We start from the raw sequence: 26,713 nt of genomic DNA on the forward strand, positions 1-26,713 counted from the left end.
ACTTCACACCTCGCGCATCCGCTCAGGATTCACATCGACCCTGGCGATCGGCGGCGGCTCACAGCGCACCGTAGCGCGTTGCGTCACCTTTGGATAGTTGCCGAGGCTGCCGACGAATGGAAACAGCACGTGAGGAACCTCCAGTTGAACCTGAATCGTCACCGGATGGCTGCTGTAAGCGCTGCACGGATACCCCGCCAGCGGTTGCCACCAGCGGCGACCGTCGAATCCCGGACTGGCGTTCCGCACCGCACGGTCGACGTTCTCGCGCGTCGCAGCGGCGCGTGCACCTTCACGTGCTGCACCGGCAGCAATGATTCCGGTATAGCCAACCAGCACAAACTGCCAGGCAATGACCAGAACAAGCAACACCAGTGGAAAGAAGCCGATGTATTCAATGATTGCTGCGCCGCGCTCGTTCCCAGCCAGTGCGCTCGCCGCCTTGATGATAAGATAGCGCTGTTTCTGCATCATCGTACTCAAGAAACATCATCAATGGTCACAAAAAAGGGCGCCGCGCAGGGTATGCGCAGCGCCCACCGTCACACGCCACGCATTAGCTGCCGAGTTTCCTGACCCAATTGGTAAACGTTTCCACAGCAGCCGCACCAATTTCCCCGCCACGCGCTTCGAACACTTTCCCGATGGCTGCCAGCAGTGTCACTACGATAGCGATCAGAGCCACCCACTCAACCGAGCTCAAACCTGCCTCATTCTCCGCTCGCTCCTCAACCGCCGTGCGCAGGCTGTGCAGTTTGGTCTGCAACCACACGTATGCCGCCAGTGTCATGTCCGCCATGATCTTCTTCCTCCTTCTGGTTTGCCAGTATTGTTTCCTGCTTGATGTTGATCTGGTTTGTGGCGCCACATCTCCGTTCGACGGCTTTACTCTACCACAGCGTCAGCCGATTGTGAACCCCTTTTTTGTAAACCGTTTGTAACACTAATTACTTATTCTGAAGGGATAATCTGTTTACAAAAGGCATACACCTGTAACAAAAGTGTAACAGCGGTCGAACATAGGCGCGAATGCCGCATCCGCCGCTCCGCGCCTTTCGTCCCACCAGTGACAGCAGTCAACACTCATGAAAAGGGGGAAGCGATGTATCATCAACCTCGATGGGCGATCATGCCCCTGCTCTGCGGGTTTATCCTTCTTGCGGCGTGCGGCGGCGCTCCGCCGCCTGCAAGCCAGGTGGATGTGCAGGCGACCATTGATGCTGGCGTGCGCGCAACGCTGGCGGCGCAGCCGACGGAGGCGCCATCACCTACTACCCCTCCGCCATCGCCAACCGCTGTTCCGCCAACGGCGACAACCGCGCCCACCAGTCCACCGGTGGCGCCGACGGTCGCGCCCTTTACGCCCGCCACGCCGACCGCGACCGGTGCAGACGCGCCAACAACTGTACCTGAGTCCAGTTCCCCGCCGACTGACACGACCACCATCTTTCGCCCTGCAGAAGGCGAGGCGGCGCAGGTGACCACCAACATTCAGCTCGTCTTCGACGCGAGCGGTTCGATGGCGCAGCGGATCGGCGGCGAGACCAAAATCCAGGCTGCGCGCCGCGCCATGGAACGGATCATCGACACGCTGCCCGACAACCCCGATCTGAACGTCGGCTTCCGGGTGTTCGGGCACGAAGGCGACAGCAGCGAAGCGCAAAAAGCGCGTTCATGCCAGAGCACTGCGCTGCTGGTGCCGATGCAGGGAGTCAATAAAGCGTTGCTGCGGCAACAGGCTCAGGCATGGCAACCGACCGGATGGACGCCGATCAGTCTGGCGTTGCAGAGAGCAGGGGAGGATTTCCAGGCGGGAGAGAATGTGCGTAACGTCATCATTATGGTGACCGATGGCGAAGAGACGTGCGGCGGCGACCCGTGCGCAGTTGCGAAGGCGCTCGCCGAGTCGCAGGCGGAAGTGCGCATCGACGTGGTTGGGTTCGGGACGACGCCGGACGTGGCAAAAACCCTGCGGTGCATTGCCGAGAACAGCGGCGGCGTCTATACTGATGCGCAAAATGGTGATGCGCTGGTGCAGACTCTGGAGGAACTGATCGCCGCTACCCTCAAACGGAGCACTCTGCGCTTCATCCCTGTGAGCATAAGCGGCGCACCGGAAGAGGTATCGCTGACCCGCCTGGTCAATGCCCGGGGGGAAGACGTTATGAAAACCGTCCAGCTGCCATGGATGGCGCGATTTGCCCGCGAGCAGGTGGTGGAACTTCCACCAGGCGAGTATCGTTTCACCATCTCCTACAGTGAGATATTCGTCGATCAGACGTCGAAGCATCTTGAGACCACATACACCGCAATCATCGAAGAGGCGCGCGAAACCGTGGCGGTCATCGGGCGCGGACAGGTAACCTTTATCAACGATTCACCCCAATTGCTCCGGCCGGGCGACGTGCGGGTTGAAAAGGCAGTTGATGGGCAGTGGGAAGAGTCCATCAGTCCCGGACAACTCGTCTCTCTTGGCCCGTATTTTGAGTTTGAACGACCGTTTCGCCTCACGCCGGGACGCTACCGGGTCTATGACCGCACACGGGGGAAGGTGTTGATCGATAACCTGATTGTCGTGCCCGGCAAAGAAATCACGGTCAGGCTCAGTGGCGGGTAGTGCGACCGGGATCGGGACGCCCTGGATGGCAGTCCAGGATTGATCAGCGGACGAATCGCCAGAGACGTGGCATCGTTGACGGAGAGCGCCCTCGCACGTCCATCAGGGAAGCGCGGGGCGCTCCCGCTATTTCCAGCATTGCTCAAATACATTGACCATCGTTCACGGCTATTGCGTCGCACGAGACGTTCGCTTTCGGCGGAGCGTAGACCGAAATTCATTTCGGTCGCCGCAGGCGGCGCACAATACAGGTGGCGCACAATATCGGATATGTGAGGCAAAGCCCGCCTGCGCGGAACGTGAACTCCAGCGGTGACCCTATTGACCATCGGCTATCGGCTATCGGCTATCGGCTATCGGCTATCGGCGACGATAACCCCTCGGCTATGCGCAGCGAAGACCGCCTGCGCGGGCTATAGCGGATTACGTATTCAAAGACCATCATATTTCGTGTAAATACAGGGGAATTATCTGGAGATATGATTTGTTGTCAGGCTGCAATGCAACGAACGAGTAAATGAATCGTACATGAGGATGATAGAAACACGGACATTCTGTTACGTACTTAATAGAACGATAACATTAAATGTATGATATGAAGTTGTCAAACATTCACTTGACAGTGCTATGAGTCTGATATACATTTTGCATGCTTTTCAATATGACGTACCAATGAATCCCTCTCCGCACTGTCGCGTCAGGGAAGCGCGAACCAGATTCTGCGTGCTGTGGCGGTCCCACAGCCTTTTCAAAGCGTCGTACCATCGTCGCAGCCTCAATGTTGCCAGAACCAACACAAGGAGGCATGGATGACATGCGTGCATGGCGTTTCACCACTGATTATGATCGTGGAGGATAACCCGCTGATTGTCGAATTTGTCGAGATCCACCTGCAACGCGAGAAGTTCAGTGTCGTCGCTGCTACCGGATGCACTGAAGCAGTCCAATTACTTCGCAAGCATGTTCCTGGGCTGATTATTCTCGATATTGTCCTGGACGACGGCAATGGATGTGATCTCTGTCGGTTGATCCGCACCGGCGGATCAGACGGTGAGTTCGCTCGAATCGCTGATGTGCCGATTCTGATCCTTTCTGCCCGCGCCGATGAAGAGGATCGCCTGGAAGGGTTCCGCGCCGGCGCTGATGATTACCTGACCAAGCCGTTCAGTCCAGCGGAACTGACCTTCCGGATCAAGTCAATCTTGCGCCGGAGCATTGGCTTGAGCATTGCCTGCATCGAGATCGGTGCATTACAGATTGATCCACGTCGCCGTGAGGTGTATGTCAATCATCATCCGGTCGAACTGACGCCAAAGGAGTTCGAACTCCTGCATCTGCTGGCGAGCCATCCGGGTCGGGTCTTTTCGCGTGAAGAATTGCTCGAGCGTGTGTGGGGATACTCATACATGGGCAATACGCGCACGGTCGATGTTCATGTCAATCGGCTGCGTCACAAACTTGAGCTTGCTGGCGAGGGATCGTGCAACAACATGATCAGTACCGAATGGGGCGCTGGCTACAAACTGGAATCGCCTGCTCTTCTCGAAGCAGAAGTAGGAGGAACAGGAATACACCGGTTGTTGAACTCGCACTAGAGCGCCGGGGAGCGCATGACTATCGCATGCGCTCCCGTGCTCATTATCCTGGGCGCTGGAGATGTCCTACTCCTGATATTCCTCAGTCACCAGGAGATAACCATCGGTCACTGCCAGTCGAGCCAGCGCCGCCAGCGCTGCATCAGGCGATGGACGGGCAATGACGATACTTTCGTCAATGGCATACACCAGCGCCTGATCAGCGGGCAGGCGGTCTGCACGCGGCAGATGCTTGATCGTCTCGCCGATGCGTTGCATCCGATCGTCCAGCAGTGAGATCCAGTCGTCAGAAAGCGCCGCCGGTACGACGCATATCCATCCCGGAACGGTGACACCCCACGATATCAGCAGTGCCGGGAGCAGCGTATCGTCGGCGCACACCACATCAACCCACCCGCCGGGTAATGCACCCCCTGGCGCCGGACGAACCGGTTGACCGGATGCCTGAAGATACGCCAGCAACCGCGACTGGTCGAGGGTATAGGTGCGTATCAGCAAGGGGGAGGGTGTCAGGGCGCGGATCACCCGCGCTGCCCACGGTGCACGCTCTTCAGGATGCACACGCAAGAGTGGGTCTGGCGGGAACAGCCAGACCCCTTCATTTACCATCCGGTAATGCCACTCTGTACTCATCTTCACCCAGGCAGCGGCAACCCTCTTGTGCTGCGCATAATCGACATGCCCAGGGCTGCGATAATCAGGCAGAGCACCGAGGGGGTCACCAGTACAACCACAATCAGCGTAATCTTGGTGGCAGCCTTTGCGCCTTCTTCACGCGCGCGGTAGCGGCGACCAGTCCGAATATCCTCTGCCTGACGCTCGAGCGTTGTGGCAATTGGCGATCCCAACTCCTCTGCCTGCAACAGGGCGTCGATAAAGCCGCGCAGTGCGTCTGATGAGTTGCGCGCCGCCAGATTGCGAAATGCCTGCTCACGCGGCGCACCCATCTGCAATTCATGCAGCATCCGCCCCATCTCTTCATACAACGGGCCCTCCCCACGCTCAACCAACAGCGTCAGAGCGATGTCGAAGCCCATGCCTGCCGATACGCAGACTGCCAGCATATCAAGCAGATCGGGCAACGCCACGGTAATCGCATGCTGACGCTGCTTGACCCGACCGCGCAGCCAGAGCAGCGGGTAGAAGAAGCCCCCGAGAGGTAAAATGACCAGCAGGATCGCACCCAGTGGCAACCCCAGTGCAAACCAGACCCCGCCGATCAATAACCCTGCCAGACCGCCGTAGAGTTGCACCCCGTGAAACTCGTGCACGGTCATTCCTGCAGGATTGCCGGCGTAATCCAGCATACGCGCAGTCTTCTCAAAATCGGTCAGACCGCGCAGCGCAGTCACATTGCTGGCGAGACGCAGCGCATACGGGCGCACCCAGCGCGCATAGCGGGAGCGCGGCCCGGTATGCGCCAGCGAACCGTACTGTGCAATCTGCGCTTCATATCCGGGGGTGCGGATGCGCCGCAATCCGGCAAAGAAGAGTTCCACGGCAATAATTGCCATGACGCTGATAACGACGCTCATAAGGCTTTCCTCTTTCGCTGTCAGCAGGTTCCTGCTTCAGACGCTGGCGTATCAAAAGCAAGTTTACTCTGACCGCGCCAGACATCGTTTTGACTGACAGAACGCACCGGCGTGGGCAGATCCAGGAAACGGTGAATCCGTTGCGCGATTTGCTTATATTCCTCAATATCGCTGCTCTTAACCGATGTCGGAGCAAACCGGGTCTCTAACTCTAAGGAAACGATCACTCCATCGGTGCGTTCGAGAAGCAATTGTGCACTGGGCGGATCACACTGCACATGGACAAAAACAATAGCCCGAATTTCGCTGAGCGGCAGTTTCTTCGTCTCTTCCTGATTTCCCAGGCGAACGGTCATCATGCCGCTTTGCCGGTCAAATACTATCAAAGCTCGCGGACAGGTGTAAAAGTCCCACAACATTACGATCATAGTTACGAGCGCCAATAAAACTCCCAAACCTGCTACTATGACCAGTACGCGCACCAGCATATTTTCCATAAGACCGAAGTATTGGACGACAAGAAATACGAGCAAAGCAGCGACGAAAATGAAAGCAGTGATGCCTGCGTTAAGTGCGGCGAACGACTTCGGTGTCCGAAGGTCGATACTAAGACTTTTTTCAGTCTCTGTTACCTGCTCGACTTCCAGAACATGTCTGTTATGAATCGCTGCGGCAATCATGGCATCCTCCACCACATCTATCTGCGATTTTGTGTAGCATTCTGACTATCCCCGGAATCCTGGTTCAGACGCTGGCGGATCAACGGCGAGTTCGCTCTGACCACGCCAGACGTCGTTTTGAATCACAGAACGCACCGATGCGGGCAGATTCAGGAAGCGGTGAATACGTTGCGCAACTCGCTCATATTCCTCGACCTGGTTTTGATCCTTCGAAGCCGTAATTGGGGCAAACGCATCAAGTTCTATCGAAATGATATTTCCATCAGTGCGTTCCAGCAGCAATTGAGCGCAATGAGGATCAGTACGCAAGCGTACAAAAACAATAGCGCGAATATTGGCGATAGGCAGGGTCTTCATCTCTTCTCGCTTTCCCAAACGCCCTAAACGAACAGTCATCATGCCGCTTTGCCTGTCGAACTCCATTGAAGCCTGTGGACAGACATAATAGTTATGCAACCTGGCTAAGAGACCTCCCAGAATTAAAAAAACAACCAGCCCCGCCACTATGACCAATATGCGCACCAGGATATTCTCCATGAGACCGAAGTACTGGATCGCGAGAAATACGATCAAAGAAGGGATGAGCACAAAAAAAATCGTACTAATAAGACCTGTGACCCTATGCCTTGGTGTACGAAAATCGATACTGAGTTTTGTTTCAGTCTCCGTCACCTGTTCAACGTCCACCTGGTGAGTCCAATATCCCCAGATCATGGCTTCCTCCGTTCAAATCTGATTGACACGTGTTCAACGAACACCGTCAAGGTTTGCTCGCTGTGCGACCGCCTCGCAGTTGATCTTGGATCCATTTAGTCAGGTCATGCCATTTCTCACTGACCAATCGAGCAAAGTCCCGCAAACTATCGAGGGTCAGAAGTTGTCGTAGCTTCTCGAGTGGGAGCGGAGTATCCTTGATCAGTCGCTTGAGAATGAATTCGACCACACCAGCCAAACCTTTTGTAACTGCGTCCCAGGCAAGGTTGAGAAGATGTTTCACCCATTCGATGAACCATTTCTTTGCCAGCAGATCTTGCAGCCACTTCGGAAGCCACTGCTTAATGCGGGGAATCAGGCTCGTTAGTACTTCTTTTGCCCATGTTCCCCATTTCCCCTGAAGCATTTCCTTTAGACGGTCGGCGTTTTTCCATATCCATTCTATCCATTTTGACATCCATTTTCCTAGATCATCAAACCATCTCCCAAGTTTCGCCAGACCCGGTATCATCCTCTCCAGATCATCAAGCCACGGTATGATGAGCTTGAGATATTTGAGATATTTAGCCAGACCCGGTATCTTTGCTAATAATCCAACCCCAAAAATCGATGCTACCGTTGAGATAAGCGAAAGGATGACCCATCCCCACGAGAATGAACCGTCTGAGCTGATGCCTGCAACCAGATCGACCAGAAAACCAAAGATCGTTGCCGTGAGCCAGCCAAGCCATCCACTATTTATTGCGCCACTTCTCCATCAGATCGGCATACCACGTCCATGTACGCTCTTGCCAGAGCCAGTCCCACCACGAAGACGCCTGTTCCGAGCCGACCAGTTGCGGAATACTGATAACCGGCACTGTTGGCGGTGTGACGTGCGGGTACAGTTGCGCGTTTGTATTGGCAGTGCCGCCCAGTCCGCTTTCGAACGAGACGATTTGCCGCGCGTGGATGTTCGCCATCGCACCGCCGATAGTGAAGCGCTGGGCGCTGATCGTTACGATAATCCAGCCGGTCACCAGCAGCGCCAGACCGCTCACACCGACATATTCAACGATGCTGCCGCCATTCTCGCATCGGGCAAGGCTACGAAACCAGGCAGTCACACCCATACCTGTGCTTCTCCTTCAACACGCAATTGACGTATTGGGCAACGGTACCATAAACGGCGCCGGCAGTGCGCTGGCGGGCTGTATCAGTCGCGGAATCGCCAGCACGGGGCTGATCCGCTCCGAAGCGCGCACGACCCCCGCAGAAGCGGTCAAGATAGTCCACCACACCATCACGAGCAGGACGATAAGCCCGATGACCGTCTGCACGGCTTTCCGTCTCCAGAGGAGATTGGGATACAGCGGGGTGCCGCCCGCCCAGCCTCCGCGCACCCTGCCTTCTGAATGCTCCATAGCACGCCTCGCTTCCCACAAATGGCGCCTGCCTCATTGCGCTCCGTTCAAAAACGGGATTGACAGGGCTGGAATGGTGAGAGCCGGGATCACCAGAACCGGAATCGCCAGGACATTCAGATAGATCGGCGCTACCTGTCCGGGTGAGCGTTCCAACCGCACATCGATCCATCCATAACGTTGCATCGTTTCCAGATCGACCGGCGTGACAACGTGCGTTACCGGGTCGATCATGACAGCTTTTCCCCGATCGGGGTCGATGATAATGACATACGACTGCCGCGGATGGCGCATAATGATGTTGCCCGTCTCCGGATCGATCCGCACATGGACTCCAGGGGTGGGATGAACGTGCACTGTCAGTACCATCGGTAGTTCGATTGGCGTGGCTGCCATCGCCGATGGAGCGACCGGCACGCCTGCCACATCGCGCCCCGCCACCGGCACGCCTGCCACGTCGCGCCCCGCCACCGGCACGCCTGCCACGTCGCGCCCCGCCACCGGCACGCCCGCCACGTCGCGCCCCGCCACCGGCACGCCCGCCACGTCGCGCCCCGCCACCGGCACGCCCGCCACGTCGCGCCCCGCCACCGGAATGCCGTTGACATCGCGCGGCTCGACCGGAATGCCGTTCACGTCACGCCCTGCCACCGGCACGCCCGCCACATCGCGCCCTGCCACCGGAATGCCGTTGACATCGCGCGGCTCGACCGGAATGCCGTTCACGTCACGCCCTGCCACCGGCACGCCCGCCACATCGCGCCCTGCCACCGGAATGCCGTTGACATCGCGCCCCGCCACCGGAATAGCCGCCACATCGCGCGGCTCGACCGGAATAGCCGCCACATCGCGCGGCTCGACTGGAATGGCCGCTACGTCGCGCGGCTCGACCGGAATGGCCGCCACGTCGCGCGGCTCGACCGGAATGGCCGCCACGTCGCGCGGCTCGACCGGAATAGCCGCCACATCGCGCGGCTCAATCGGGATTGCCGCCACATCGCGCGGCTCGACTGGAATGACGGTCACCTCTGGTGCAGTTATGAGAATAGGATCAATCGTTAGTGGTTCCAGAAGCGCTGGATTCAGACGAACAGGCGCAACGTTCACCGGTTCGATAAAGACATTCCCCCGGAAGCGCGGTACTCTTCCACGCGGCCCGCTGGTGCGCACTCCACCCTCGAACGACATGGCATAGCGAGTGGTCTGCGCCTGAATCGCCTGCCGCAGCATCCGTCCCGATCCGCCGTAAAATGCAGCCCAGATAGCGACGATCATAATGACCACGACGCCGCTCAATGCAACCCACTGGACTGCTTCAGCGCCTCGTTCATCGCGCAACACCATGTGCGTCCCTCCTGCTTTGATGCTATTACAGTAGCAGATTGGGGGCGGCGTGTGAATGCGGTTTTTGTAAACAATGCGTAACGTTTCTGGCGGAGGCGCACGGCAAGAGATAACAGACAAGAGCGTCGTCGAGCAGGCGCCTTGCCCGGCGACGCTGTCACGGCATCCGCCTTCTCACAGGAGACAGTGGGAACATCCGCAGCGCCAGCCCGGTCAGAATCGCCGCCAGCGTCGGGCGAACCCGATCTGGCGGCGAGGCGTGCAGGCGCATCGGCTCAATTTTGGAGCATATCCTTGAACCCGGATCGGCTTCAACTGCGCTGACGATGATGGAGATCGCAGCGATCCCGGCGCCTGCTAGATCGTCCAGGCGAGCACAACGATGAAGACCGCTACTTTTGTGATGATCAGATAGATCGCTGCCGCAACCAGGAAGCGCCAGAAGGGTGGCGGGGGCGAGGGAGACTCACGCCGCTTGACAACCACTGTCTTCGCTATTCGGTCGCCGACGCGTTGATAGAGCGGCGGCTGCATGCTGAGGTACGCCACCAGGCCGTACAGCAGGCCATCAATAAAAAAGAGACACAGGGCCCGAATTGCGGCCGCTCTGGCATCACACCGACGCCCATCTGACTTGAACACGTGCATGCCAAGCAGCCATTTGCCGGGCGTAGCGCCGTAGATTGTCTCGAATGCAATGAAATAGGTGAACGCTGAAAACAGCGAAACCGCGTAATCGAGAAGGTTGCCAGCGACGCTTTCACTAATAAATTCGGGATCTCGACCGGTTATGAGGTAGTAGACTATAGCGAGGGGCAAGTAAACGACGACGAACGATACAAGAAACGCGGCATTATGGATACATGCGTCAATAAGAAGTGCGCCCGCTCTTCTGCGCCGCGAGGGTCGTTCTGCCAGGTTCACTCCCGAATAGGTCGGAGCGATCGAGATACTGCTCATGGGAACCTCACTTTCTATGGCATATCCATCTGGATCGGCTTCAATTGGGCTGACTGTGATGGTGATCGCAGCGATCTCGCCGCCTGCCCGACCACAGCAGCGCTATGATTGCGATTTTCAGGAGTGTATACAGTACGTGTTTGGGAAGTGCAACGACGATGGCGATGCCGAGCGCTGCCGCGACGATCCATCCCAGCGTCTCAATCGCTGGATGATTGCTCGGGTTGCTGTTTCGCACGGCGATGAAGAGACCAATGAGCGCGCCAACAAGCAGACCGGCGCCCCACAACCATACCTTCTGCCCCGCTGCCAGCTCATTGACGAGCGCAAGCGTGAACAGCAGTCCAACGCCTATCCATAGTCGCTTCCTGAACGAAGGCGCAGGCGGTGTCATTGAATGTGACGATGCGCGACGCATCATGGCAGCCTCCTGAGTCTGAACCGAACGATGTTCCAGCGCTTGATCGCAATGATAGAAGATAACCGTAAGCGATGGAAGCAGTTTCTGTAAACAATGTGTAACATCGATCAATAACAAGCGAAGATCGATGTGAAGGAAGGTCAACAGACAACCAGATTGCGCCGCATCGCAATAGCGCCCCGCCCGCCGATCAACGCGCCTCTGAACAACCCTTAAACAATGCATGCGGGTGACTGCCACAGCCACCCGCCCCAATAGCGCTGACAACCAATGCTACGGAAAAGCGGCAAGGGCGTCGACGCCCGTTATGATGACGACTGCAGCAAGCGCAGCGCCTGCGATGACATTACTCCGCTCGTCTCGCCCGCGCACGCGCTCGAAAATAGACAAGACTGCACGCCGCCAGCGCCAGGACGATGCCAACCCCGATCAGCAGCATCACCGCCGGGACTGCCATCATCGCAGCGCCAGGCGCGCCGGGGATCGGCGTGGTGATGGTCGGTCCATGAATGCCCGGCGCAGGAATGGCAGGCGCCTGAATATCCGGCACTGACAGGGATGGCGCCTGAATGGACGCCCCCTGAATATTCGGCGCTGACAGGGATGGCGCCTGAATGGACGACCCCTGAATATTCGGCGCTGAAATATGCACCCCCGAAATGCCCGGTTGCTGCGGGCCTGTTCCAGACAGGCCGGGCGTCAGTCCCGATACAGGTCGCGTCAACCGCCGCGCAATGGCGGATCCTGCACCGCTGTCACGCACCGCGAGTCCCAGCCCGACGGCTGCCAGGAGCGTGAGGATGCAGAGAGCGCTCAGGACGATGATGGGCGTCGTCTCGGCGCCGCCTTCGTCTCGCCAGGCGCGATGCTGGCGAGACGCATTCGGTTGCGTATTCATGCTCTTCCTCCTTTGCATACGTTCCTCAAAATCCGTCTCACTCCTCCCCAAGGCGCTGCGGCAGGGGAACGACCCCCGCTGCACCTTCAGTCAGGAGGCGGCGGTCCCGGCGCTGCCAGTATCGCCAGTCCCGTCAGGATCGCCAGCAGACCTCCTGCCACCAGCAGCAGGAAAAGCAGATCGGCGAGCGACAGACCGACCAGATGATGCGGACGAATGCTGCGGTCGATGAGCGCGCGTTGCGGCGCCTGTGGATCGTAGTACACCAGCACGGAAGCCCCGACCTGGTAGCGAGCCACGATCGCCTGTGCCGCATCCTGCACATTGCTGACATACGTCAGGTCATCTTGCGCGCCTTCATACTCCTGACCCTGAACGGTATAAGCGTATCGCACGACCGCGTCGTAGAATGGTTCCTCGTCAGACCCTGGCGCGACGCGAACCTCAGCGCCGATGATTGTGCCTGGTGCGGCGGGCCAGCAGCGCGCTGCCAGGCGCACGCCGCTTGTTTGGGATAGAGCAGCAGGCATACCCCATAGAAGACGCAGCCCAAGGAAAAGGGCGAAGACACCGATTCCCAGGAGCAGCAACCCGAAGGTTATGGACATTATTACCAGGAGTTGCCCGCCTGCCAGCATCGATGCCCCTGCACTGCTCGTGTGCGCTACAGACTCACCACGAACAGAAATCCGAGCGTCAGCAGCACGATCACGCCGAATTCGCCTGCCAGTTCTTCAAACGAAGAAACGTTGCACAAATGCCTGACGCGCACCGAAGGACCGATCAGCGTAACGCCAAGCGCCAGCAGAACATAGTACCCGACCGTGTGCGTCCAGCCAAGTGCGCCCAGTGTCACCAGACCGACCGCAACGCTCCAGAATGCAGCCTCGATCAGAATGAAGAGCATGCGTCTCGTCTTGTGCGATAGGATGCTCTCTGCGGGAACAGATCCAAGTTCTGTCCAGACAGAGGTGAACGACAGGATCATCCCGCAGATGACCACAGTGATCATCAATGGCCACGAAAACCCAATTGCAATATTCGCTATGAGTGCTCCTCCCCCAATGAGGCACGCAATGCCGCGTATGGTACTGACAAGTTCTGTTGTCATCGATGGAACCTCCTTTTCACTGATAAGTAAGGATGTGACGGCGGACTCTGGACAGGACCGGGTTGCGGCGTGGGGGTTGGCGTCGGAGTTGGTTGCGGCGTAGAGGGATCATTCCCCTTCAAACGTTTGACAAAGCTATCAAAAGAACTCAGGCCCTGCACATTGAACGCCAGTCCCATGGCTGCCAGGAGCGCAAGGCGCACAGCAACTTGCGCGATGGTTTCTACTGCTTCCGCGCCGCCTTCATGGCACCAGCCTGGGGCGCCGGAACACGTGGAGTGAGTAATGCCCTCATGCTTCTTCTCCGAATATATACGCAGCCAGATGCTCCCCCTTCCAGCTGCAACATGTCGCTTTGCACAAGGCACATCGTCCAACCTCGTCGCTATAGTGTGCATTGCCGACACGGGCGCTTCGTTGTTCGTTGCTTACGCTTGTCTGCTGAGGAGATCGTAACAAAACCGCCACGGCTTGCCCAGGCGGTTTTGTAAACCTTATGTAACAACACCTGATGATGCGATGCGTTGGATGCGCTTATGCAGGTGAAGGCAGGAGTTCTGGCGCAGATCTACACAAACAACGGCGTCATATCACGCTCTTCCAGTAGATGTTCCATCTCATCATCGCCTGGTCGCGCCTGGAATCGGCTCGCAGCATCGAGCACACGCGGCAACAACTCGATGTCGCCAACCGTGTTGAGGAAGACATCCGCACGCCCCAACACCCAGTGTACTGCCAGGTCAATATCCGCCTGATCCTCCAGCGGTGCATACCAGGTGGCATGGCGCCGTTCGCGCTCGCCCCACGGCGCCTGTGTGATGGCCTTGATCGTCTGCATAGCGACGCCACGCTCACGACAGACGGCGGCCAGCGCCTCGAAATCGGCGGCGTACTGCGGGTTCTTCATCAGAATGTAACTGTACGGCAGCAAGACCGAGTCAAATGGGAAACGATCGAGTGCACGTCGATGCTGCGCCGCAACCGTCACACCATGACCGGTGATGCCGATGAAGCGAACCAACCCCTGATCACGCGCTTCGATTGCCGCCTCGAGTGCGCCGCCAGGACCAAGCGCCTGTTCCCATTCCTGAGAATCGACAAGATTGTGGAGCTGGATCAGATCGATCACATCCACCCGCAAGCGTTCGAGGGAACGATGAATTTCATCACGCGCTCGCTGATAGGTGCGTTCGCCAGTCTTGGTCGCCAGGAAGAATCGTGATCGATGCTCCGCCATCCACGGACCGATGCGCAACTCACTGTCGCCGTAACTCGCTGCTGTGTCGATGTGATTGACGCCGTACCGCAACAACAGGTCCAGTGTGCGATCGGCTTCCTCCTGGGTAACGCGGCTGAGCGCCGCCGCGCCGAAGATGGCGCGTGTACTGTGGTGACCTGTGCGTCCAAAAGGGGCAGTGGCTATCATGGCGCGACTCCTTTGTTTCCAGACCGTGCATCCTAACGGTACCACAGGTTTACGCACTGTCAAGCACAACCTGACCCCGATCCGTGCTATAATCAAGCGCCGTGTCACGTCATCCTGCCAGTCGATCGGTTCCACTGTCGTTGATGCGCTTCGCGAGGACGCTGGCGCTGGGCGCGCTGACGGCGCTGGTCGGTGTACATCTAGTCTTCTTCGCGATCCGCGCCTGGCACGTTTTGACATTTCCCTATCCGCTCGATTATGGCGAAGGACCATTACTGGCGCAGGTGAATCATCTGCGGAGCGGCGCATCGCTGCCGCATCTGTACGGCGATCCCGCCCAACCGCCCTATCTGGTCGTCAATTATCCGCCGGTCTATCTGATCGTCACCTCGCTGGTCGCTCCATTGCTCGATTGGACTCTACCGGGGAGTGCAACAACCCCGCTGGCAGGGCGCCTGGTGACACTCTGTGCAACGTTAATCTGTGTCCTGTTGATCTGGCGGCTCACCCTACCACCCGATCCGTCGATACGCCGCGCTACAGCGGGACAATCAGGTACGGCGCTTATCGTTGCCCTCGCGTTTCTGGCGTTGCCGATTGTGCGTGAATGGAGCGCACTGATGCGCGTTGATCTGCTGGGGGTCTGCCTTGGACTGTGGGGACTGTTACTGACGCGTCGTTTGTCACGCCTGGCAGCCATCCTGATCGCACTGAGCCTGCTGGTGAAACCGTCGTTGATCGCCGCGCCGGCGGCAGCGCTTGTCTGGCTCTGGTTTCGTGACCGTCGCCGCGCATTGGAGGTGGCGGCGGGCATGGTCGCTCTCGGAGGCGCTGCCGCCGGCGCGCTCCAGGTTGCTTCTGGCGGCTGGTTCTGGCTGCATGTCGTCTCCGCCAATGCCAACCCCTGGTCACCGGCGCTTGCCGAGGGGTTCTGGCGGGATCAGGCTGCCATCCTGGGGTCGCTCTGGCTTGGTGCAGTGTTCGCTGCTGCGCTGATCCTTATGCGCGGTGCGCGCCGGAAAACACGCCAGTCCAATGTTCCCCCTCCTCCTGCGGAAACAGTGTACGCGCTCCTCCCAATCGTTTATACCTGCTTCGGCGCGTATGTGGCATTTGGCGTTGGCAAAGTCGGGGCATACGCCAACTATTTTCTCGAATTCTACGCTGGCGCCATCTGGCTCATCGCAACTGTCATCGCGCAACTGCTCGACACAGATCGCCCGCGCTCCGATGCTCAACACTATTCTGCACAGCCCCCAGAGTTCCACGAGCAGCCGGTGGAGGCGCAATCTCCCGCCCTGGCTTCCCGGATTTCGATGATGATCTCCTGGTTCAAAACACTCAATGCACGTCCTCCCGTTGCAACCTCGCTGCCAGTGCGCGCTTTTCAACCTGGACTGGAAATCTGGTTTTCGCTTCTAATCCTGCTGCTGCTTGTCGCCGCGCTGATCCGCTACTATCCGCTCTGGAGCGAAAATCACGTCAAACCATATGGTCTTATCGAGGGGGATAACCCGCCGCGGTTCGCCTTTGGCAGGTACGGCATCTGGCGCGATTTGCAACGCGAGGAAGAGATTCTCACAACGCTGCGACGTGTGAATACCGTACTGGTGGCGGATGTTCGCACAGTCGGTCAACCGATCGTCACCGACATTCCCGGCATTGCAGCGCAGGCTGGCGTCCTGTCACGACTCCAGGCGTTCGAGCATCGCCAGTTGTACGATGCCGGACTGCTGGATCAGCGCCCGTTGCTGCGCGATATGGCAAATGGACGTGTACCGCTGGTTGTGCTCGACTACCTGGGGAACTGGCTGACGCCGGACATGATCACGCTGATCACGCATCGCTATGCGCAGGAAGGTTCACGCGGCACATTCGACCTCTATCGACCGGTCGATCCAGGGCAGCGGAGCGATGTCCGGATCGAGATCGGCGCCGATATACGTATCACAGCCGTGTTCCTCACACGTCCCGGCGGTACCAGGTACGATCCTGGCGAACGGATTGCGCTGACGCTGGAATTGAACCGTAACCGTGACGTTGCGGGAGTGTGCGATGTGGTAGTGTGCCAGGTACAGGTGCGACTTGTCACCCGCGATGGCGCACCCGTTGCTGCCTGGGAACGTCCCCTGGTGTACGGTGCGCTGCGCCCTTCCGACTGGAATGATGCAGCGATTCAGCATATGCACACCCTCGATCTGCCCCTCGATCTGCCACCCGGTATGTATCACCTCGCTGTTGCGCTGCGCGCCAACGACGACATGCTCACCCCGTCACACCCCGTCGCACTGATCGAGGTCGGCGAGTCGGGTGGACGGGTTCTCGGCGAACGCGGCTATTTCGTCCCTGCGCCGCTCTTTGCTGTCTGGATGGATGCCGGAGGGTACGAAGGACCAGGTGATCCTCTGATGCCTGCTGTGCCTTTTGCCGACGGAGTCCTGCAATGCTTCACGCGCGTATGCTTCCGTGTCACGGGGAACGAAATAACTCGACTGCCGCTCGGCGAGCTGGCGCTGATCGGCGAAAGCGGTCTGCGACCTGCGCCCCCGGAACCCGGACCGGTGCGATCCTTTCCAGAGACAGGGTACGCATTGCGGGGCGCATTTCTGGAAGCATGGGAGATCTATGGAGGGATGGCTGCATTGGGACCACCGATCAGCGATGAGATGCTGCGCGGCGCAACGCGCGTCCAATACACGCGCTATGCGCGCCTCGAACGACTGGATGGAGAAACAACCGTTTTGCTGGCGAATCTGGGGGAAGAGCACCTGCGACTGCCAGGCATTCCGTATCGGTGGAGGTAGAACGTTCAGCCTTCAACCTTCAACCCTCGGTTCGCTTGTTTTCATTCAAGGCTCCCTGATGCCATAAAACGGGGGCATCCTCGCAGCCAGGTCGTTATTTGTCAAGTCGCAGAACGCATCAGGAAGCCATCCGTCAAAAAAATGAGCGAACGGTGAGTTCAACCCTCAACCTTCAACCTTCCAACCTTCCAACCTTCAACCTTCAACCGCCAAACAACGCCTCGACCGGGACGGCGAACCCCGGCAGCACATCCCCGCCCTCCAGCGTATCGCCGGGGCGCAGCACCTGCACCTCGCGCAGCGAGCGGTACACCGTCACCGTGCGCGTTCGCGGACGCACAATCCAGACCATCCGCGTGCCGGCTTCCAGATAGTCGAGCACCTTCGCCTCCACCTCTTCCGCCGTATCGTGCGGCGACACCACCTCGACCGCCAGGTCGGGCGGACCCTCGAAAAAGCCGGTGCGTCCGCGCTGCTGCGCCGCCCGTTCCGCCGTGACGAACGCCACATCCGGCGCGCGCACCGTATCTGGGTTGCGCGCCAGAACAAATCCGGTTTCCGCAGCGTAGGTCACACCGGCACCCCGTTCTCGCGCAAACGCGTGGATCAGTGCGCCCAGGTTCATTGCCGTCTCGCCGTGCTCCGCTCCTGCTGGCGCCATGGTGATCACCTCGCCGCGCACCAGTTCGACCCGCTGCTCGCCCAACGCCATCCGCTCCAACTCTTCTGCGGTGATCGTCATTGTTGCGCTGCTCATACAACCCCTCCGCCTGTCCTTCAACGCAGACAAGGACGCCTGTTCGCCCGAACGCACTGTCCGGCAGGTGTGGGCGCCTGCGCGCCATTGCGGGCGTGGACGCCCGCGCACCCAGGCAGGCGCTCTCGACCGTGCGCCGTTGCGGGCGTGATGAAGATTGAGAATATATAGCAGTTCTCAGATACGTTGACCCCTGTCCAGGTCTACCGTGTCGTGCGAGGCGCCCGTTTCCGGCGAAGTGTAGACCGAAATGTATTTCGGTCGCCGCGTGGGGCGCGCAATTCCCAGGAGCGTTCAACCTCGTCTCGTCCAACAGGTTCAACCTTTGTGAGAACTCCTATAATCTGGTATTCCCGTCGGGCTGATGGAGATTGAGAATTTATTCCGCTATCCCGCGCTAGCCGTGGGGCTGAAGCCCTCGGCTAGCCAGGGCGAAGCCCGCCTGCGCGGGCTGTAGCGGATTATTTATTCAAAGACCATAATCCCTCGGCTAGCCAGGGCGAAGCCCGCCTGCGCGGGCTATACCGGATTTAATTCACAAAGATTATCAACGTTCAACCTTGCAATGCCCAACGCTCAACCTTTAACCTTCCAACCTTCGACGTTCAACCTTCAAAAATCGCCCCGACCGGGACGGCGAACCCCGGCAGCACATCCCCGCCCTCCAGCGTATCGCCGGGGCGCAGCACCTGCACCTCACGCAGCGAGCGGTACACCGTCACCGTGCGCGTTCGCGGACGCACAATCCAGACCATCCGCGTCCCGGCTTCCAGATAGTCGAGCACCTTCGCCTCCACCTCTTCTGCGGTATCGTGCGGCGACACCACCTCGACCGCCAGGTCGGGCGGACCCTCGAAAAAGCCGGTGCGTCCGCGCTGCTGCGCCGCCCGTTCCGCCGTGACGAACGCCACATCCGGCGCGCGCACCGTATCTGGGTTGCGCGCCAGAACAAATCCGGTTTCCGCAGCGTACAGCGAACCGAGACTATGGGCGCGAACAAACTGAAACAGCACACCGAAGGTAAATCCCGCAATCTCGCCGTGTTCCGCTCCTGCTGGCGCCATGGTGATCACCTCGCCGCGCACCAGTTCGACCCGCTGCTCACCCAACGCCATCCGCTCCAACTCTTCTGCGGTGATCGTCGTTGTTGCGCTGGTCATGCCTTCATCCCTCCACAACGGGTGGAAGAACCGCGAACCGGGAGCCCTGGTTTGCACCCTGTGCGGCGTGTATAACGTTCAACCTTCAACCTTCAACCTTCAACGCCCAACGCCCAACCTTCAACCTTCAACGCCCAACGCCCAACCTTCAACCTTCAACACCCAACGCCCAACCTTCAACCTTCAACACCCAACGCCCAACCTTCAACACCCAACGCCCAACCTTCCAACCTTCAACCTTCAACCTTCCAACCTTCCAACCTTCAACCTTCAACCCTCTAATTACCGCGTATCAACGGTTTTGCGCGCTGGTTCCTCCACGACCGTTGCCAGCGGTGCATCGAGACCGGTGTACATGCCGCGTAATGCATACCAGCGCACTTTCAACACATCGCGCAGATTGCGCCACGAATCGCGCAACGGGTTGACCTTCGTCTCCTCGCCGTACTGCCACACCACCGGAACCTCGGCAATGCGGTATCCACGTCGAACCGCCAGATAGAGCAGTTCGACATCATAGGCAGTTACTGCGGCGCCATCGACACACGGCGCATTATCATCATAAATGCGCACTCTTCGGAAGAGATCAAATGCTACGGCCCGTCGCAGCGCCTTGAAACCACACTGGGTATCTTGAATGCCTCCAACCGCCACCAGGCGTACAATCGTATTGAAGACTCGTCCCATAACGTGGCGGTACCACGGCTCGCCGATCCGCCGTGCCCCGATACCCTCGCGTGACCCGATCGCCAGATCGTAGCCGCTCTCCAGGTACCGCCGCAGACGATCCCACTCTTCAATCGGCGTCGCCAGGTCGGCATCGCAGAGCAGGATGTACTCGCCGCGTGCCATCAGCGTGCCAGCGCGCACCGCATACCCCTTGCCCCTGTGATCCAGTCTCAACAGGAAGAGGTTACGATGGGCGTCGAGCAGACGATCAACATACGCGGCGGTTCCATCGGAACTGCCATCATCCGCAACGATCACTTCAGACGTATAGGGTTGCTGCGACAGATAATCGAGGATGCGCCTCAACGTCGTCGGTAATCGGCGCTCTTCGTTGTACGCCGGTATGACGACCGAAAGGTAGGGAGAAGGATCGAGATTGGTCACCGTCACTCCTTAATAACGTGTTTCGACGACAAGGCGATCGGCATACCTTTCCCGGCTGCGACGCCGTTTGCGCAAAAACTGCGGCAATGCCCGTAATCCGTCTATCTGACCACGCAAACGGGCGCGCGCTGCGGGTTCGCGAATATGCCAGATCGAATGAAACGCAAAACCGATCTGTGACCAGAGCAGAAGGGGCCAGTAGCGCCGCGCTTGCGTCGTTGGCATGTTCTTTGCCCATACAAGCATAAAATTGCGCCCGCAGTAGTAACTTGCCAGCGCACCGCCACCCGTTGCACTCAATCGATGATACACCACTGCACGTGGCACATAGACGGTGCGCATGCCACGCAATCTGGCGCGCACATTCAGATCGACATCTTCACAGTACATGACCAGGTCTTCATCAAACACCCGACCCTGCTCAGCCAGTTCTTCCAGCGCTGCCCGGCGGTATGCCGCAGCGCCCGCACATGGTCCGAATACCTCTTCCATCACATCGAACTGACCAATATCACGCTGCCAGACCCCGCGACTCCCCGGAACACCGTCCAGACGATAGTAATCGCCTGCCGAATGAAAATGATCACGGCGGTCGAAGAGCATCAACTTACTGGCAGCGAACGCATATGCAGGATATCGGTCCAGTGCGCCAATCAGGTGTTCTAGCCAGCGCGGATGCGCTTCGGTATCATTGTTCAGCAGCACCACATACTCGCCGCCGGTCGCCTCGATCCCCGCATTGACTGCTGCTGCCAGCCCACGGTTGCGCGGCAGGGCAATCACCTGCACTTCGGGGTAACGCCGCCGCACCAGCGCCACCGAGTCGTCCGTGCTGCCATCGTCAACCACAACCACGCAGAAATCGCGCCGCGTCTGCGCCCGCAGCGAGTCGAGACATGTCGGCAATAACGCGGCGCCGTTGTAGTTTGGAATGATGATATCAATCATGGAGAACCAGGAACCGAGAACCGAGAACTAAGAACTAAGAACTGAGAACTGAGAACCGGGTTCAACGTTCCAACCTTCAACGTTCAACGTTCCAACCTTCAACGTTCAACGTTCCAACCTTCAACGTTCAACGTTCCAGCCTTCAACGTTCAACGTTCCAGCCTTCAACCTTATAACGTTCCAACCTTCAACCTTCAACGTTCCAACCTTCAACGTTCAACGTTCCAACCTTATAACGTTCCAACCTTCAACCTTCAACGTTCCAACCTTCAACGTTCAACGTTCCAACCTTCAACCTTATAACGTTCCAACCTTCAACCTTCAACGTTCCAACCTTCAACCTTCAACGTTCCAACCTTCAACCTTCAACGTTCCAACCTTCAACCTTCAACGTTCCAACCTTCAACCTTCAACCTTCCAACCTTCAACCTTCAACCTTCAACACTCCCTCAACATACTCTGCCAGCGCCTCTTCCCACGGTCGCAACCGGATGCCCAGATCGGCGGCGGCGAAATTGCGCAGCGGCGTGTAGGGCGGCACTTTGCTGGCGCGCGGATATTCTGCCAGTGTAATCGGTTGCAACGCAACATCGTCGCGCCCCGCCAGCCGCAACGTCGCCGCTGCAAACTCGTAGCGCGAACAGGATCCTTCGTTCACCAGATGGTACGTTCCGTAGCAGGAGGTTTCGATCAGTCGTGCAACCGCTTCGGCAGCATCCGGCGCACAGGTCGGGCTGCCGATCTCGTCGGCAACCATCGCAATCTGATTGCGTTCACGTGCCAGACGGAGGACGGTGCGGACAAAGTTGCGCTCGCCGCCGAAGAGCCAGGCAACGCGCACAATGTAGAAACGGTGCAATAGTTCACGCACCGCCTGCTCACCAGCCCATTTCGAGTACCCATACGGGTTGATCGGTGCGGGACGATCATACTCCAGATATGGCGCCGTCGCTGTGCCGTTGAAGACCTCGTTGGTGCTGATATATACGAGTGGTGCATCGAGCAATTGACACGCCAGCGCAACGTAGCGCGTTCCGAGAGCATTGACGCGATAGGCGCGATCAGGGTCGTGGGCGCACCCATCGACATTGGTGTACGCTGCGGGGTGAATGACACACTGTGCATCGGTTGCCACAAGACGTTGCACGCAGTCGGGATGTTCCAGGTCCAGATCGGCATGACTCAACGGTACGACCTCGTGGACGCCGCACAATGCACGTTGCAACGCTTTCCCGAGTTGTCCGCTGGCGCCGGTTACTGCAATGCGCATGCCGCCTCCTCGTTGAATCCATCCACGTCATGGTATCATAGAAGATTGGCGCGTGAGCGTCAAGGATGGGGATGAGTCCGCTCTGTTTAATCTGTTTCTCAGGTACAATACAGATGTGAGGGGTGAGACGAGCGACGACGCAGGGGCGCAGCGGTGCTGCGCCCCTGTACCGGCAGCGGGAGCAGTGGCGGGGTGGCAGTGAGCGGCGAGCGGCGTGAGGAGCGAGGCGCGAGGGGATGATGCGAGAGGCGAGAGGGACTGAAGATGGAAGGCGCTATCGTATCAATAATGAGGTCTCCGATGCCCTTGCGGTGGATAGCAGTCGCTCTTCTCACGCTCCTGGCAACAGCGCTTATAGCGGGCGTCCTTGGCGTCGGCGCAATGCAACGTCGCGTCATTACCGCGCCGCACATCAACCTGACGATGGGTTCGTTCACCTTGCGCGCATTTGCCACTCGCACACCGAACTGTCGCATTCCCAGCACGCAGCCAGGTAACTCATTCTGCTCGACCAACTCGATCTACTCAACCGATGAGTATTATGTTGTCTGGCTCCTGAAACAAACGCGTCGCGGCAGTGTAACCTTCGAGGAAGCGCAACGACTGGCGCTTGTGCGGCTGCGTGATGATATGAGATAATCCGTATGGTACGCACGACGCCAATCCTTCTGCTTTTCGTCTTCGCACTCACCACTGTCTCACCGCAACCGCCGCGCCTGTCTCCAACGCCTGCCTGCCCGCGCGTTCATCACCAGGGACCGTACTCGCTGATCGCCATGCTGTATGCGGCAGGGTACGAATGCACCGAAGAGATTGCGCGTGCGCTGACGCCAGTTGCCGATGCCGACATACTGGATCATCTGATCCGGCTGACTGCACCTGAGTTTCACAGTCTGACCCGCCGTAATGCGCTGCGCGTCATCGGGCGCTGGACGGAAGATCCGCAGGCGCGCACGGTCGTTCTGCGCAACGCGCCTGCGATCCATCATCGTCTGCTGACTCTGGTGCAGCACGACCCAAGCGATGATGTGCGCGCCGATGCGATCTGGATTCTCGATACGTTCTTCTTTCCTGCATACCATGCCCAATCAGCATTTGTCGCCATCGCACTGACCCCTGGCAGTGGCGCCAATCTGCGCACCCGCGCGACGTATGCTGTCGCGCGCCTGATTGCCACCCGCGCCGGACCGATTGCCGACGATGATCTGGCGTTTCTGCTTGCCGGGTTGCGATCCGACGAGGCGGGCGTGCGCGCGCGCGCCGCTGATGCTATCTGGCGCCTGCGCGACGATCAGATCGATGCTGCGGCGCGCGCGCGCATCACAGTGGCGTTGGAGGAAGCGTGGGACGCGGCAACGCGCCTGGCGTCGGTCGAAACAATTGCGCCTGCGCCGCCCGCCATTCACGCAGGACGTTTCATCTCCGGCGTCCCTGAAACATCCCCCGGACCATTCGCTGCCCGCGCTGCGCTTGCCCGCGCCCTTGATCGCTTCGGTGGCGAACGTTTCGCCGTCCTGCGCGCCAGTTTCGAGTCGACCCATCTCCCGGTGTGTCTTGAACGCCGCCTGTTGCGAATCTGTGCCGGTTCACCCGCGCCGGATCTGGACGCTATTGCGGCACGCCTGGAATATTTGCGCACTGCATTCTTCGAACTGACCGGCGTGACCGATCCCGTGCCCGACGATCCGACGGGAGTGCTGACGATCAAACTCTTCGCCAACCGCAGCGTGTTCCGTGAGTACATGCTGGCATTCGTCGGATTCGGCGCGGATGTCGATGGGGTGTATGTTGAGAATGATGGTGTGCTCTACACTTATCGCCGCGATGCTACTGAAAGTGTCAACACCACCGATGAAACAATTGCGCACGAGTTCGGGCACTACCTCACCGGACGCTATCTCTTTCCCGGCGCGTGGCATGACCCTGGGTATCACGCTGAGCCGAAAGGGTGGATCGACGAAGGAATCGCAGAATATCTCGCCGGTCTCGATAGCGCCGGATCGCGCGCCGCGCTCGACCGCCTGTGCAACCGCCCGGTTCCTCCTGACCTGGACCGCCTGCTGACGCAGCGGGAGGGGTATGATCAGTATGGCGTCTTTGCTTACGATGACGCCTGGGCATTTGTCACATTTCTGGTACAGGAACGTCCTTCCGATCTGCGTGCAATTGCTGCTGCGTTCCGTGCCAATACGTACCGCCAGAGCGATCTGGCAACCATCATCGGTGTACCATCGATCGCCGCGCTTCAGGAAGAATGGCATACCAGCCTGGCGCGCTGGTGCAGCCAGCGAGTTGCCCGTTGACAGTGGAAACGCAGGATCTCAGTTCTCAGTTCTCAGTTCCTGGTTCCTGGTTCCTGGTTCTCGGTTCCTGGTTCTTGATCCTCGGCTCCAGATCCGCCAGTCGCTCCAGCAGCATACAATATCCCTCCTGTCCCCGGCGAAAACTGCTCAGGCGGAAGAACTCGTTCGGCGAATGCTGGCGTTCGTCCTCCAGTGCAAATGCAAAGTTGACCGTGTAGACCCCTAATTCGTCCAGGAGAATGGTGCAGATCGGAATGCTGCCGCCGCTGCGCACCTCGTAGGGTTCACGACCATACATGGAAACCAGGATGTCGCGCGCTGCGCGATTACCCGGATGATCGAACGGCATAAGGTACGGCTTCGCCAGAAACTTCAGCGGCGTTACCGTCGCCGTGACACCCGGCGGCGTATGCTTCTGCACATGCGCCGTGATCAATGCCACAATCGTCGCCGGGTCCTGATTGGCGACCAGTCGGCACGTCAGCTTGGCGTGCGCCTCAGATGGCAACACCGTCTTCACCCCTTCACCTTGAAAGCCGCCCCATATCCCGTTGATCTCCAGCGTGGGGCGCGCCCAGGTACGCTCATACGTCGTGTACCCTGCTTCGCCCCACAATGCTGTCACCCCCAGGTCCGCCATGTACGCGGCTTCGTCGAAGGGGAGCGAGGCAAACCGCCGCCGCTCGTCGTCGGTCAGCGGTTGCACAGCATCGTAGAACCCTTCGATCAAAATGCGCCCATCTGCACCGCGCATCGATGCCAGGATCGCCGTGAGCGCGTGGATCGGATTTTGCACCGCACCACCGTAGAGACCGGAGTGCAGATCCCGGTTCGGTCCACGCACATCGATCTGGACGCCGCAGCCGCCCCGTAAACCGGTGAGGATCGCCGGCTCGGTCTCGCTCCACTGTCCGCCGTCGCTGCTGATCACCAGATCGCATGCCAGCATATCACGGTGCGCCGCTACAAACGCCGGAATCTGCGGACTGCCGATTTCTTCCTGTCCTTCAAACAGAAACTTGACGTTGACCGGCAGCGCGCCGGTTGTGCGCAACAGTGCCTCGACCGCCAGGATCGGCGGAAGCATGTTTCCCTTATCGTCCGAAGCGCCGCGTGCATATACCCGCCCATCACGCACCACCGGCTCGAATGGCGGATGATCCCACAACTCGAGCGGATCGGCAGGTTGCGTGTCGAAGTGCCCATAGATCAACACCGTTGGCTTCCCAGGGGCATGCAACCAGTCGCCGTACACCACCGGGTGCCCGCCGGTTGGCAGAATCTGCACCGACTCGATCCCTGCGGCGCGCATCCGTTCTGCGACCCACTCCGCTGCGCGATGCACATCAGCCGCGTGCTCCGGCAGCGCCGACACACTGGGAATGTGCAGAAAATCGAGCAACTCAGCAAGAAAACGGTCCTGCTGTTCGTTCAAATATGTTTGCCATGTCATCTGGCGTCTCCTGTCGAATTGCAAAGGGATCGAGAAAGAACGAACTCCTGGCCTGGCGGAAAGAGAGCAGTTGCGCGACCTGTAACGTCGGATTATCGACACAGATCGGCGGTATGTCAAGCCATACCAATGGTTCTCTGTACGCACTTCGCTCTAGAACTTTCCGAGAGTGATCTGCCGTGTCCTCCTGTCACCTGATTA

27 protein-coding genes are annotated in these 26,713 nt (G+C 58.7%); 5 read left to right on the top strand and 22 right to left on the bottom strand.

Annotated features, from left to right (window positions below; translation table 11 throughout):
* Window positions 1-3: 3 nt before the first annotated feature.
* A complete protein-coding gene (locus ROSERS_RS07210) occupies window positions 4-474 on the bottom strand; it encodes a TadE/TadG family type IV pilus assembly protein (protein ID WP_011956145.1) in 471 nt (156 codons plus the stop codon).
* A gap of 82 nt (window positions 475-556) precedes the next feature.
* Window positions 557-799, bottom strand: coding sequence for a hypothetical protein (locus tag ROSERS_RS07215; RefSeq protein WP_011956146.1), 243 nt, complete (start codon window positions 797-799; stop codon window positions 557-559).
* Window positions 800-1,102: 303 nt separating this feature from the next.
* On the opposite strand from ROSERS_RS07215, the gene ROSERS_RS24005 reads away from it, so the two are divergent.
* Together ROSERS_RS24005 and ROSERS_RS07225 are read left to right on the top strand one after the other, a co-directional pair.
* On the top strand, window positions 1,103-2,617 hold the full coding sequence (locus tag ROSERS_RS24005) for a VWA domain-containing protein (protein WP_011956147.1): 1,515 nt from the start codon (window positions 1,103-1,105) through the stop codon (window positions 2,615-2,617).
* 809 nt (window positions 2,618-3,426) lie between these two features.
* The gene (locus tag ROSERS_RS07225) at window positions 3,427-4,212 is read left to right on the top strand and encodes a response regulator transcription factor (protein WP_011956148.1); all 786 of its coding nucleotides are present in this window, start codon (window positions 3,427-3,429) and stop codon (window positions 4,210-4,212) included.
* Between the two features lie 66 nt (window positions 4,213-4,278).
* Here ROSERS_RS07225 and ROSERS_RS07230 read toward each other — a convergent pair whose 3' ends face one another.
* The 14 genes from ROSERS_RS07230 to ROSERS_RS07295 form a co-directional block, all read right to left on the bottom strand.
* Window positions 4,279-4,845 (bottom strand): hypothetical protein, encoded by a 567-nt coding sequence (locus tag ROSERS_RS07230; RefSeq protein WP_011956149.1) that lies wholly within the window; start codon window positions 4,843-4,845, stop codon window positions 4,279-4,281.
* 2 nt (window positions 4,846-4,847) lie between these two features.
* On the bottom strand, window positions 4,848-5,747 hold the full coding sequence (locus ROSERS_RS07235) for a type II secretion system F family protein (protein WP_011956150.1): 900 nt from the start codon (window positions 5,745-5,747) through the stop codon (window positions 4,848-4,850).
* Window positions 5,748-5,767: 20 nt separating this feature from the next.
* Window positions 5,768-6,427 carry a hypothetical protein gene (locus ROSERS_RS07240; RefSeq protein ID WP_041333243.1) on the bottom strand — a complete coding sequence of 220 codons (660 nt, stop codon included), beginning with the start codon at window positions 6,425-6,427 and terminating at the stop codon, window positions 5,768-5,770.
* Between the two features lie 45 nt (window positions 6,428-6,472).
* Window positions 6,473-7,141, bottom strand: a complete 669-nt coding sequence (locus ROSERS_RS07245; protein ID WP_011956152.1) for a hypothetical protein — start codon at window positions 7,139-7,141, stop codon at window positions 6,473-6,475.
* Window positions 7,142-7,187: 46 nt separating this feature from the next.
* Window positions 7,188-7,652 carry a hypothetical protein gene (locus tag ROSERS_RS07250; protein ID WP_041333248.1) on the bottom strand — a complete coding sequence of 155 codons (465 nt, stop codon included), beginning with the start codon at window positions 7,650-7,652 and terminating at the stop codon, window positions 7,188-7,190.
* A gap of 223 nt (window positions 7,653-7,875) precedes the next feature.
* On the bottom strand, window positions 7,876-8,253 hold the full coding sequence (locus ROSERS_RS07255) for a hypothetical protein (protein ID WP_011956154.1): 378 nt from the start codon (window positions 8,251-8,253) through the stop codon (window positions 7,876-7,878).
* Window positions 8,254-8,268: 15 nt separating this feature from the next.
* On the bottom strand, window positions 8,269-8,544 hold the full coding sequence (locus ROSERS_RS07260; protein WP_041333252.1) for a hypothetical protein: 276 nt from the start codon (window positions 8,542-8,544) through the stop codon (window positions 8,269-8,271).
* Between the two features lie 33 nt (window positions 8,545-8,577).
* On the bottom strand, window positions 8,578-9,888 hold the full coding sequence (locus ROSERS_RS07265) for a hypothetical protein (protein ID WP_011956155.1): 1,311 nt from the start codon (window positions 9,886-9,888) through the stop codon (window positions 8,578-8,580).
* 357 nt (window positions 9,889-10,245) lie between these two features.
* Window positions 10,246-10,848 (bottom strand): RDD family protein, encoded by a 603-nt coding sequence (locus ROSERS_RS24010; protein WP_011956156.1) that lies wholly within the window; start codon window positions 10,846-10,848, stop codon window positions 10,246-10,248.
* A gap of 40 nt (window positions 10,849-10,888) precedes the next feature.
* Entirely contained in the window at window positions 10,889-11,269 is a 381-nt protein-coding gene (locus tag ROSERS_RS07275) for a hypothetical protein (RefSeq protein ID WP_011956157.1), read from the bottom strand.
* 346 nt (window positions 11,270-11,615) lie between these two features.
* Window positions 11,616-12,167 carry a hypothetical protein gene (locus ROSERS_RS07280; RefSeq protein WP_011956158.1) on the bottom strand — a complete coding sequence of 184 codons (552 nt, stop codon included), beginning with the start codon at window positions 12,165-12,167 and terminating at the stop codon, window positions 11,616-11,618.
* A gap of 86 nt (window positions 12,168-12,253) precedes the next feature.
* On the bottom strand, window positions 12,254-12,697 hold the full coding sequence (locus tag ROSERS_RS07285; RefSeq protein ID WP_442969650.1) for a DUF3592 domain-containing protein: 444 nt from the start codon (window positions 12,695-12,697) through the stop codon (window positions 12,254-12,256).
* A 134-nt stretch (window positions 12,698-12,831) separates the two neighbouring features.
* Window positions 12,832-13,074 (bottom strand): hypothetical protein, encoded by a 243-nt coding sequence (locus ROSERS_RS25900; RefSeq protein WP_157040997.1) that lies wholly within the window; start codon window positions 13,072-13,074, stop codon window positions 12,832-12,834.
* 772 nt (window positions 13,075-13,846) lie between these two features.
* Window positions 13,847-14,704: an aldo/keto reductase gene (locus ROSERS_RS07295; RefSeq protein ID WP_011956161.1), complete on the bottom strand. Its 858-nt coding sequence runs from the start codon at window positions 14,702-14,704 to the stop codon at window positions 13,847-13,849.
* 101 nt (window positions 14,705-14,805) lie between these two features.
* Here ROSERS_RS07295 and ROSERS_RS07300 point away from each other — a divergent pair, with 101 nt between their 5' ends.
* Complete coding sequence (locus tag ROSERS_RS07300) at window positions 14,806-17,508, top strand: DUF2029 domain-containing protein (protein WP_232282788.1); 2,703 nt, start codon at window positions 14,806-14,808, stop codon at window positions 17,506-17,508.
* 202 nt (window positions 17,509-17,710) lie between these two features.
* On the opposite strand, the gene ROSERS_RS07305 is transcribed toward ROSERS_RS07300, so the two are convergent.
* The 5 genes from ROSERS_RS07305 to rfbD all read right to left on the bottom strand — a co-directional run bounded on the left by ROSERS_RS07305 (window position 17,711) and on the right by rfbD (window position 22,756).
* Window positions 17,711-18,265 (bottom strand): Uma2 family endonuclease, encoded by a 555-nt coding sequence (locus ROSERS_RS07305; RefSeq protein ID WP_011956163.1) that lies wholly within the window; start codon window positions 18,263-18,265, stop codon window positions 17,711-17,713.
* Window positions 18,266-18,870: 605 nt separating this feature from the next.
* Entirely contained in the window at window positions 18,871-19,425 is a 555-nt protein-coding gene (locus ROSERS_RS07310; protein ID WP_011956164.1) for a Uma2 family endonuclease, read from the bottom strand.
* Between the two features lie 282 nt (window positions 19,426-19,707).
* Window positions 19,708-20,538, bottom strand: a complete 831-nt coding sequence (locus ROSERS_RS07315) for a dolichyl-phosphate beta-glucosyltransferase (RefSeq protein WP_011956165.1) — start codon at window positions 20,536-20,538, stop codon at window positions 19,708-19,710.
* A gap of 9 nt (window positions 20,539-20,547) precedes the next feature.
* Window positions 20,548-21,486: a glycosyltransferase family 2 protein gene (locus ROSERS_RS07320; protein ID WP_011956166.1), complete on the bottom strand. Its 939-nt coding sequence runs from the start codon at window positions 21,484-21,486 to the stop codon at window positions 20,548-20,550.
* Between the two features lie 424 nt (window positions 21,487-21,910).
* Window positions 21,911-22,756: a dTDP-4-dehydrorhamnose reductase gene (rfbD, locus tag ROSERS_RS07325; RefSeq protein WP_011956167.1), complete on the bottom strand. Its 846-nt coding sequence runs from the start codon at window positions 22,754-22,756 to the stop codon at window positions 21,911-21,913.
* A 300-nt stretch (window positions 22,757-23,056) separates the two neighbouring features.
* Here rfbD and ROSERS_RS07330 point away from each other — a divergent pair, with 300 nt between their 5' ends.
* Window positions 23,057-23,395, top strand: a complete 339-nt coding sequence (locus ROSERS_RS07330) for a hypothetical protein (RefSeq protein ID WP_157040998.1) — start codon at window positions 23,057-23,059, stop codon at window positions 23,393-23,395.
* Between the two features lie 5 nt (window positions 23,396-23,400).
* Complete coding sequence (locus ROSERS_RS07335; RefSeq protein ID WP_011956169.1) at window positions 23,401-25,059, top strand: collagenase; 1,659 nt, start codon at window positions 23,401-23,403, stop codon at window positions 25,057-25,059.
* A gap of 25 nt (window positions 25,060-25,084) precedes the next feature.
* Here ROSERS_RS07335 and ROSERS_RS07340 read toward each other — a convergent pair whose 3' ends face one another.
* On the bottom strand, window positions 25,085-26,512 hold the full coding sequence (locus ROSERS_RS07340) for a dipeptidase (protein WP_011956170.1): 1,428 nt from the start codon (window positions 26,510-26,512) through the stop codon (window positions 25,085-25,087).
* Between the last annotated feature and the right edge of the window lie 201 nt (window positions 26,513-26,713).

The sequence above is a fragment of the Roseiflexus sp. RS-1 genome (assembly GCF_000016665.1).
Taxonomy (GTDB): Bacteria; Chloroflexota; Chloroflexia; order Chloroflexales; family Roseiflexaceae; genus Roseiflexus.

Coding starts and splice junctions, on each gene's coding strand:
- ROSERS_RS07210 (WP_011956145.1), bottom strand. CDS start 474: ATGATGCAGAAACAGCGCTATCTTATCATCAAGGCGGCGAGCGCACTG.
- ROSERS_RS07215 (WP_011956146.1), bottom strand. CDS start 799: ATGGCGGACATGACACTGGCGGCATACGTGTGGTTGCAGACCAAACTG.
- ROSERS_RS24005 (WP_011956147.1), top strand. CDS start 1,103: ATGTATCATCAACCTCGATGGGCGATCATGCCCCTGCTCTGCGGGTTT.
- ROSERS_RS07225 (WP_011956148.1), top strand. CDS start 3,427: ATGACATGCGTGCATGGCGTTTCACCACTGATTATGATCGTGGAGGAT.
- ROSERS_RS07230 (WP_011956149.1), bottom strand. CDS start 4,845: ATGAGTACAGAGTGGCATTACCGGATGGTAAATGAAGGGGTCTGGCTG.
- ROSERS_RS07235 (WP_011956150.1), bottom strand. CDS start 5,747: ATGAGCGTCGTTATCAGCGTCATGGCAATTATTGCCGTGGAACTCTTC.
- ROSERS_RS07240 (WP_041333243.1), bottom strand. CDS start 6,427: ATGATTGCCGCAGCGATTCATAACAGACATGTTCTGGAAGTCGAGCAG.
- ROSERS_RS07245 (WP_011956152.1), bottom strand. CDS start 7,141: ATGATCTGGGGATATTGGACTCACCAGGTGGACGTTGAACAGGTGACG.
- ROSERS_RS07250 (WP_041333248.1), bottom strand. CDS start 7,652: ATGATACCGGGTCTGGCGAAACTTGGGAGATGGTTTGATGATCTAGGA.
- ROSERS_RS07255 (WP_011956154.1), bottom strand. CDS start 8,253: ATGGGTGTGACTGCCTGGTTTCGTAGCCTTGCCCGATGCGAGAATGGC.
- ROSERS_RS07260 (WP_041333252.1), bottom strand. CDS start 8,544: ATGGAGCATTCAGAAGGCAGGGTGCGCGGAGGCTGGGCGGGCGGCACC.
- ROSERS_RS07265 (WP_011956155.1), bottom strand. CDS start 9,888: ATGGTGTTGCGCGATGAACGAGGCGCTGAAGCAGTCCAGTGGGTTGCA.
- ROSERS_RS24010 (WP_011956156.1), bottom strand. CDS start 10,848: ATGAGCAGTATCTCGATCGCTCCGACCTATTCGGGAGTGAACCTGGCA.
- ROSERS_RS07275 (WP_011956157.1), bottom strand. CDS start 11,269: ATGATGCGTCGCGCATCGTCACATTCAATGACACCGCCTGCGCCTTCG.
- ROSERS_RS07280 (WP_011956158.1), bottom strand. CDS start 12,167: ATGAATACGCAACCGAATGCGTCTCGCCAGCATCGCGCCTGGCGAGAC.
- ROSERS_RS07285 (WP_442969650.1), bottom strand. CDS start 12,697: ATGCCTGCTGCTCTATCCCAAACAAGCGGCGTGCGCCTGGCAGCGCGC.
- ROSERS_RS25900 (WP_157040997.1), bottom strand. CDS start 13,074: ATGCTCTTCATTCTGATCGAGGCTGCATTCTGGAGCGTTGCGGTCGGT.
- ROSERS_RS07295 (WP_011956161.1), bottom strand. CDS start 14,704: ATGATAGCCACTGCCCCTTTTGGACGCACAGGTCACCACAGTACACGC.
- ROSERS_RS07305 (WP_011956163.1), bottom strand. CDS start 18,265: ATGAGCAGCGCAACAATGACGATCACCGCAGAAGAGTTGGAGCGGATG.
- ROSERS_RS07310 (WP_011956164.1), bottom strand. CDS start 19,425: ATGACCAGCGCAACAACGACGATCACCGCAGAAGAGTTGGAGCGGATG.
- ROSERS_RS07320 (WP_011956166.1), bottom strand. CDS start 21,486: ATGATTGATATCATCATTCCAAACTACAACGGCGCCGCGTTATTGCCG.
- rfbD (WP_011956167.1), bottom strand. CDS start 22,756: ATGCGCATTGCAGTAACCGGCGCCAGCGGACAACTCGGGAAAGCGTTG.
- ROSERS_RS07330 (WP_157040998.1), top strand. CDS start 23,057: ATGCCCTTGCGGTGGATAGCAGTCGCTCTTCTCACGCTCCTGGCAACA.
- ROSERS_RS07335 (WP_011956169.1), top strand. CDS start 23,401: ATGGTACGCACGACGCCAATCCTTCTGCTTTTCGTCTTCGCACTCACC.
- ROSERS_RS07340 (WP_011956170.1), bottom strand. CDS start 26,512: ATGACATGGCAAACATATTTGAACGAACAGCAGGACCGTTTTCTTGCT.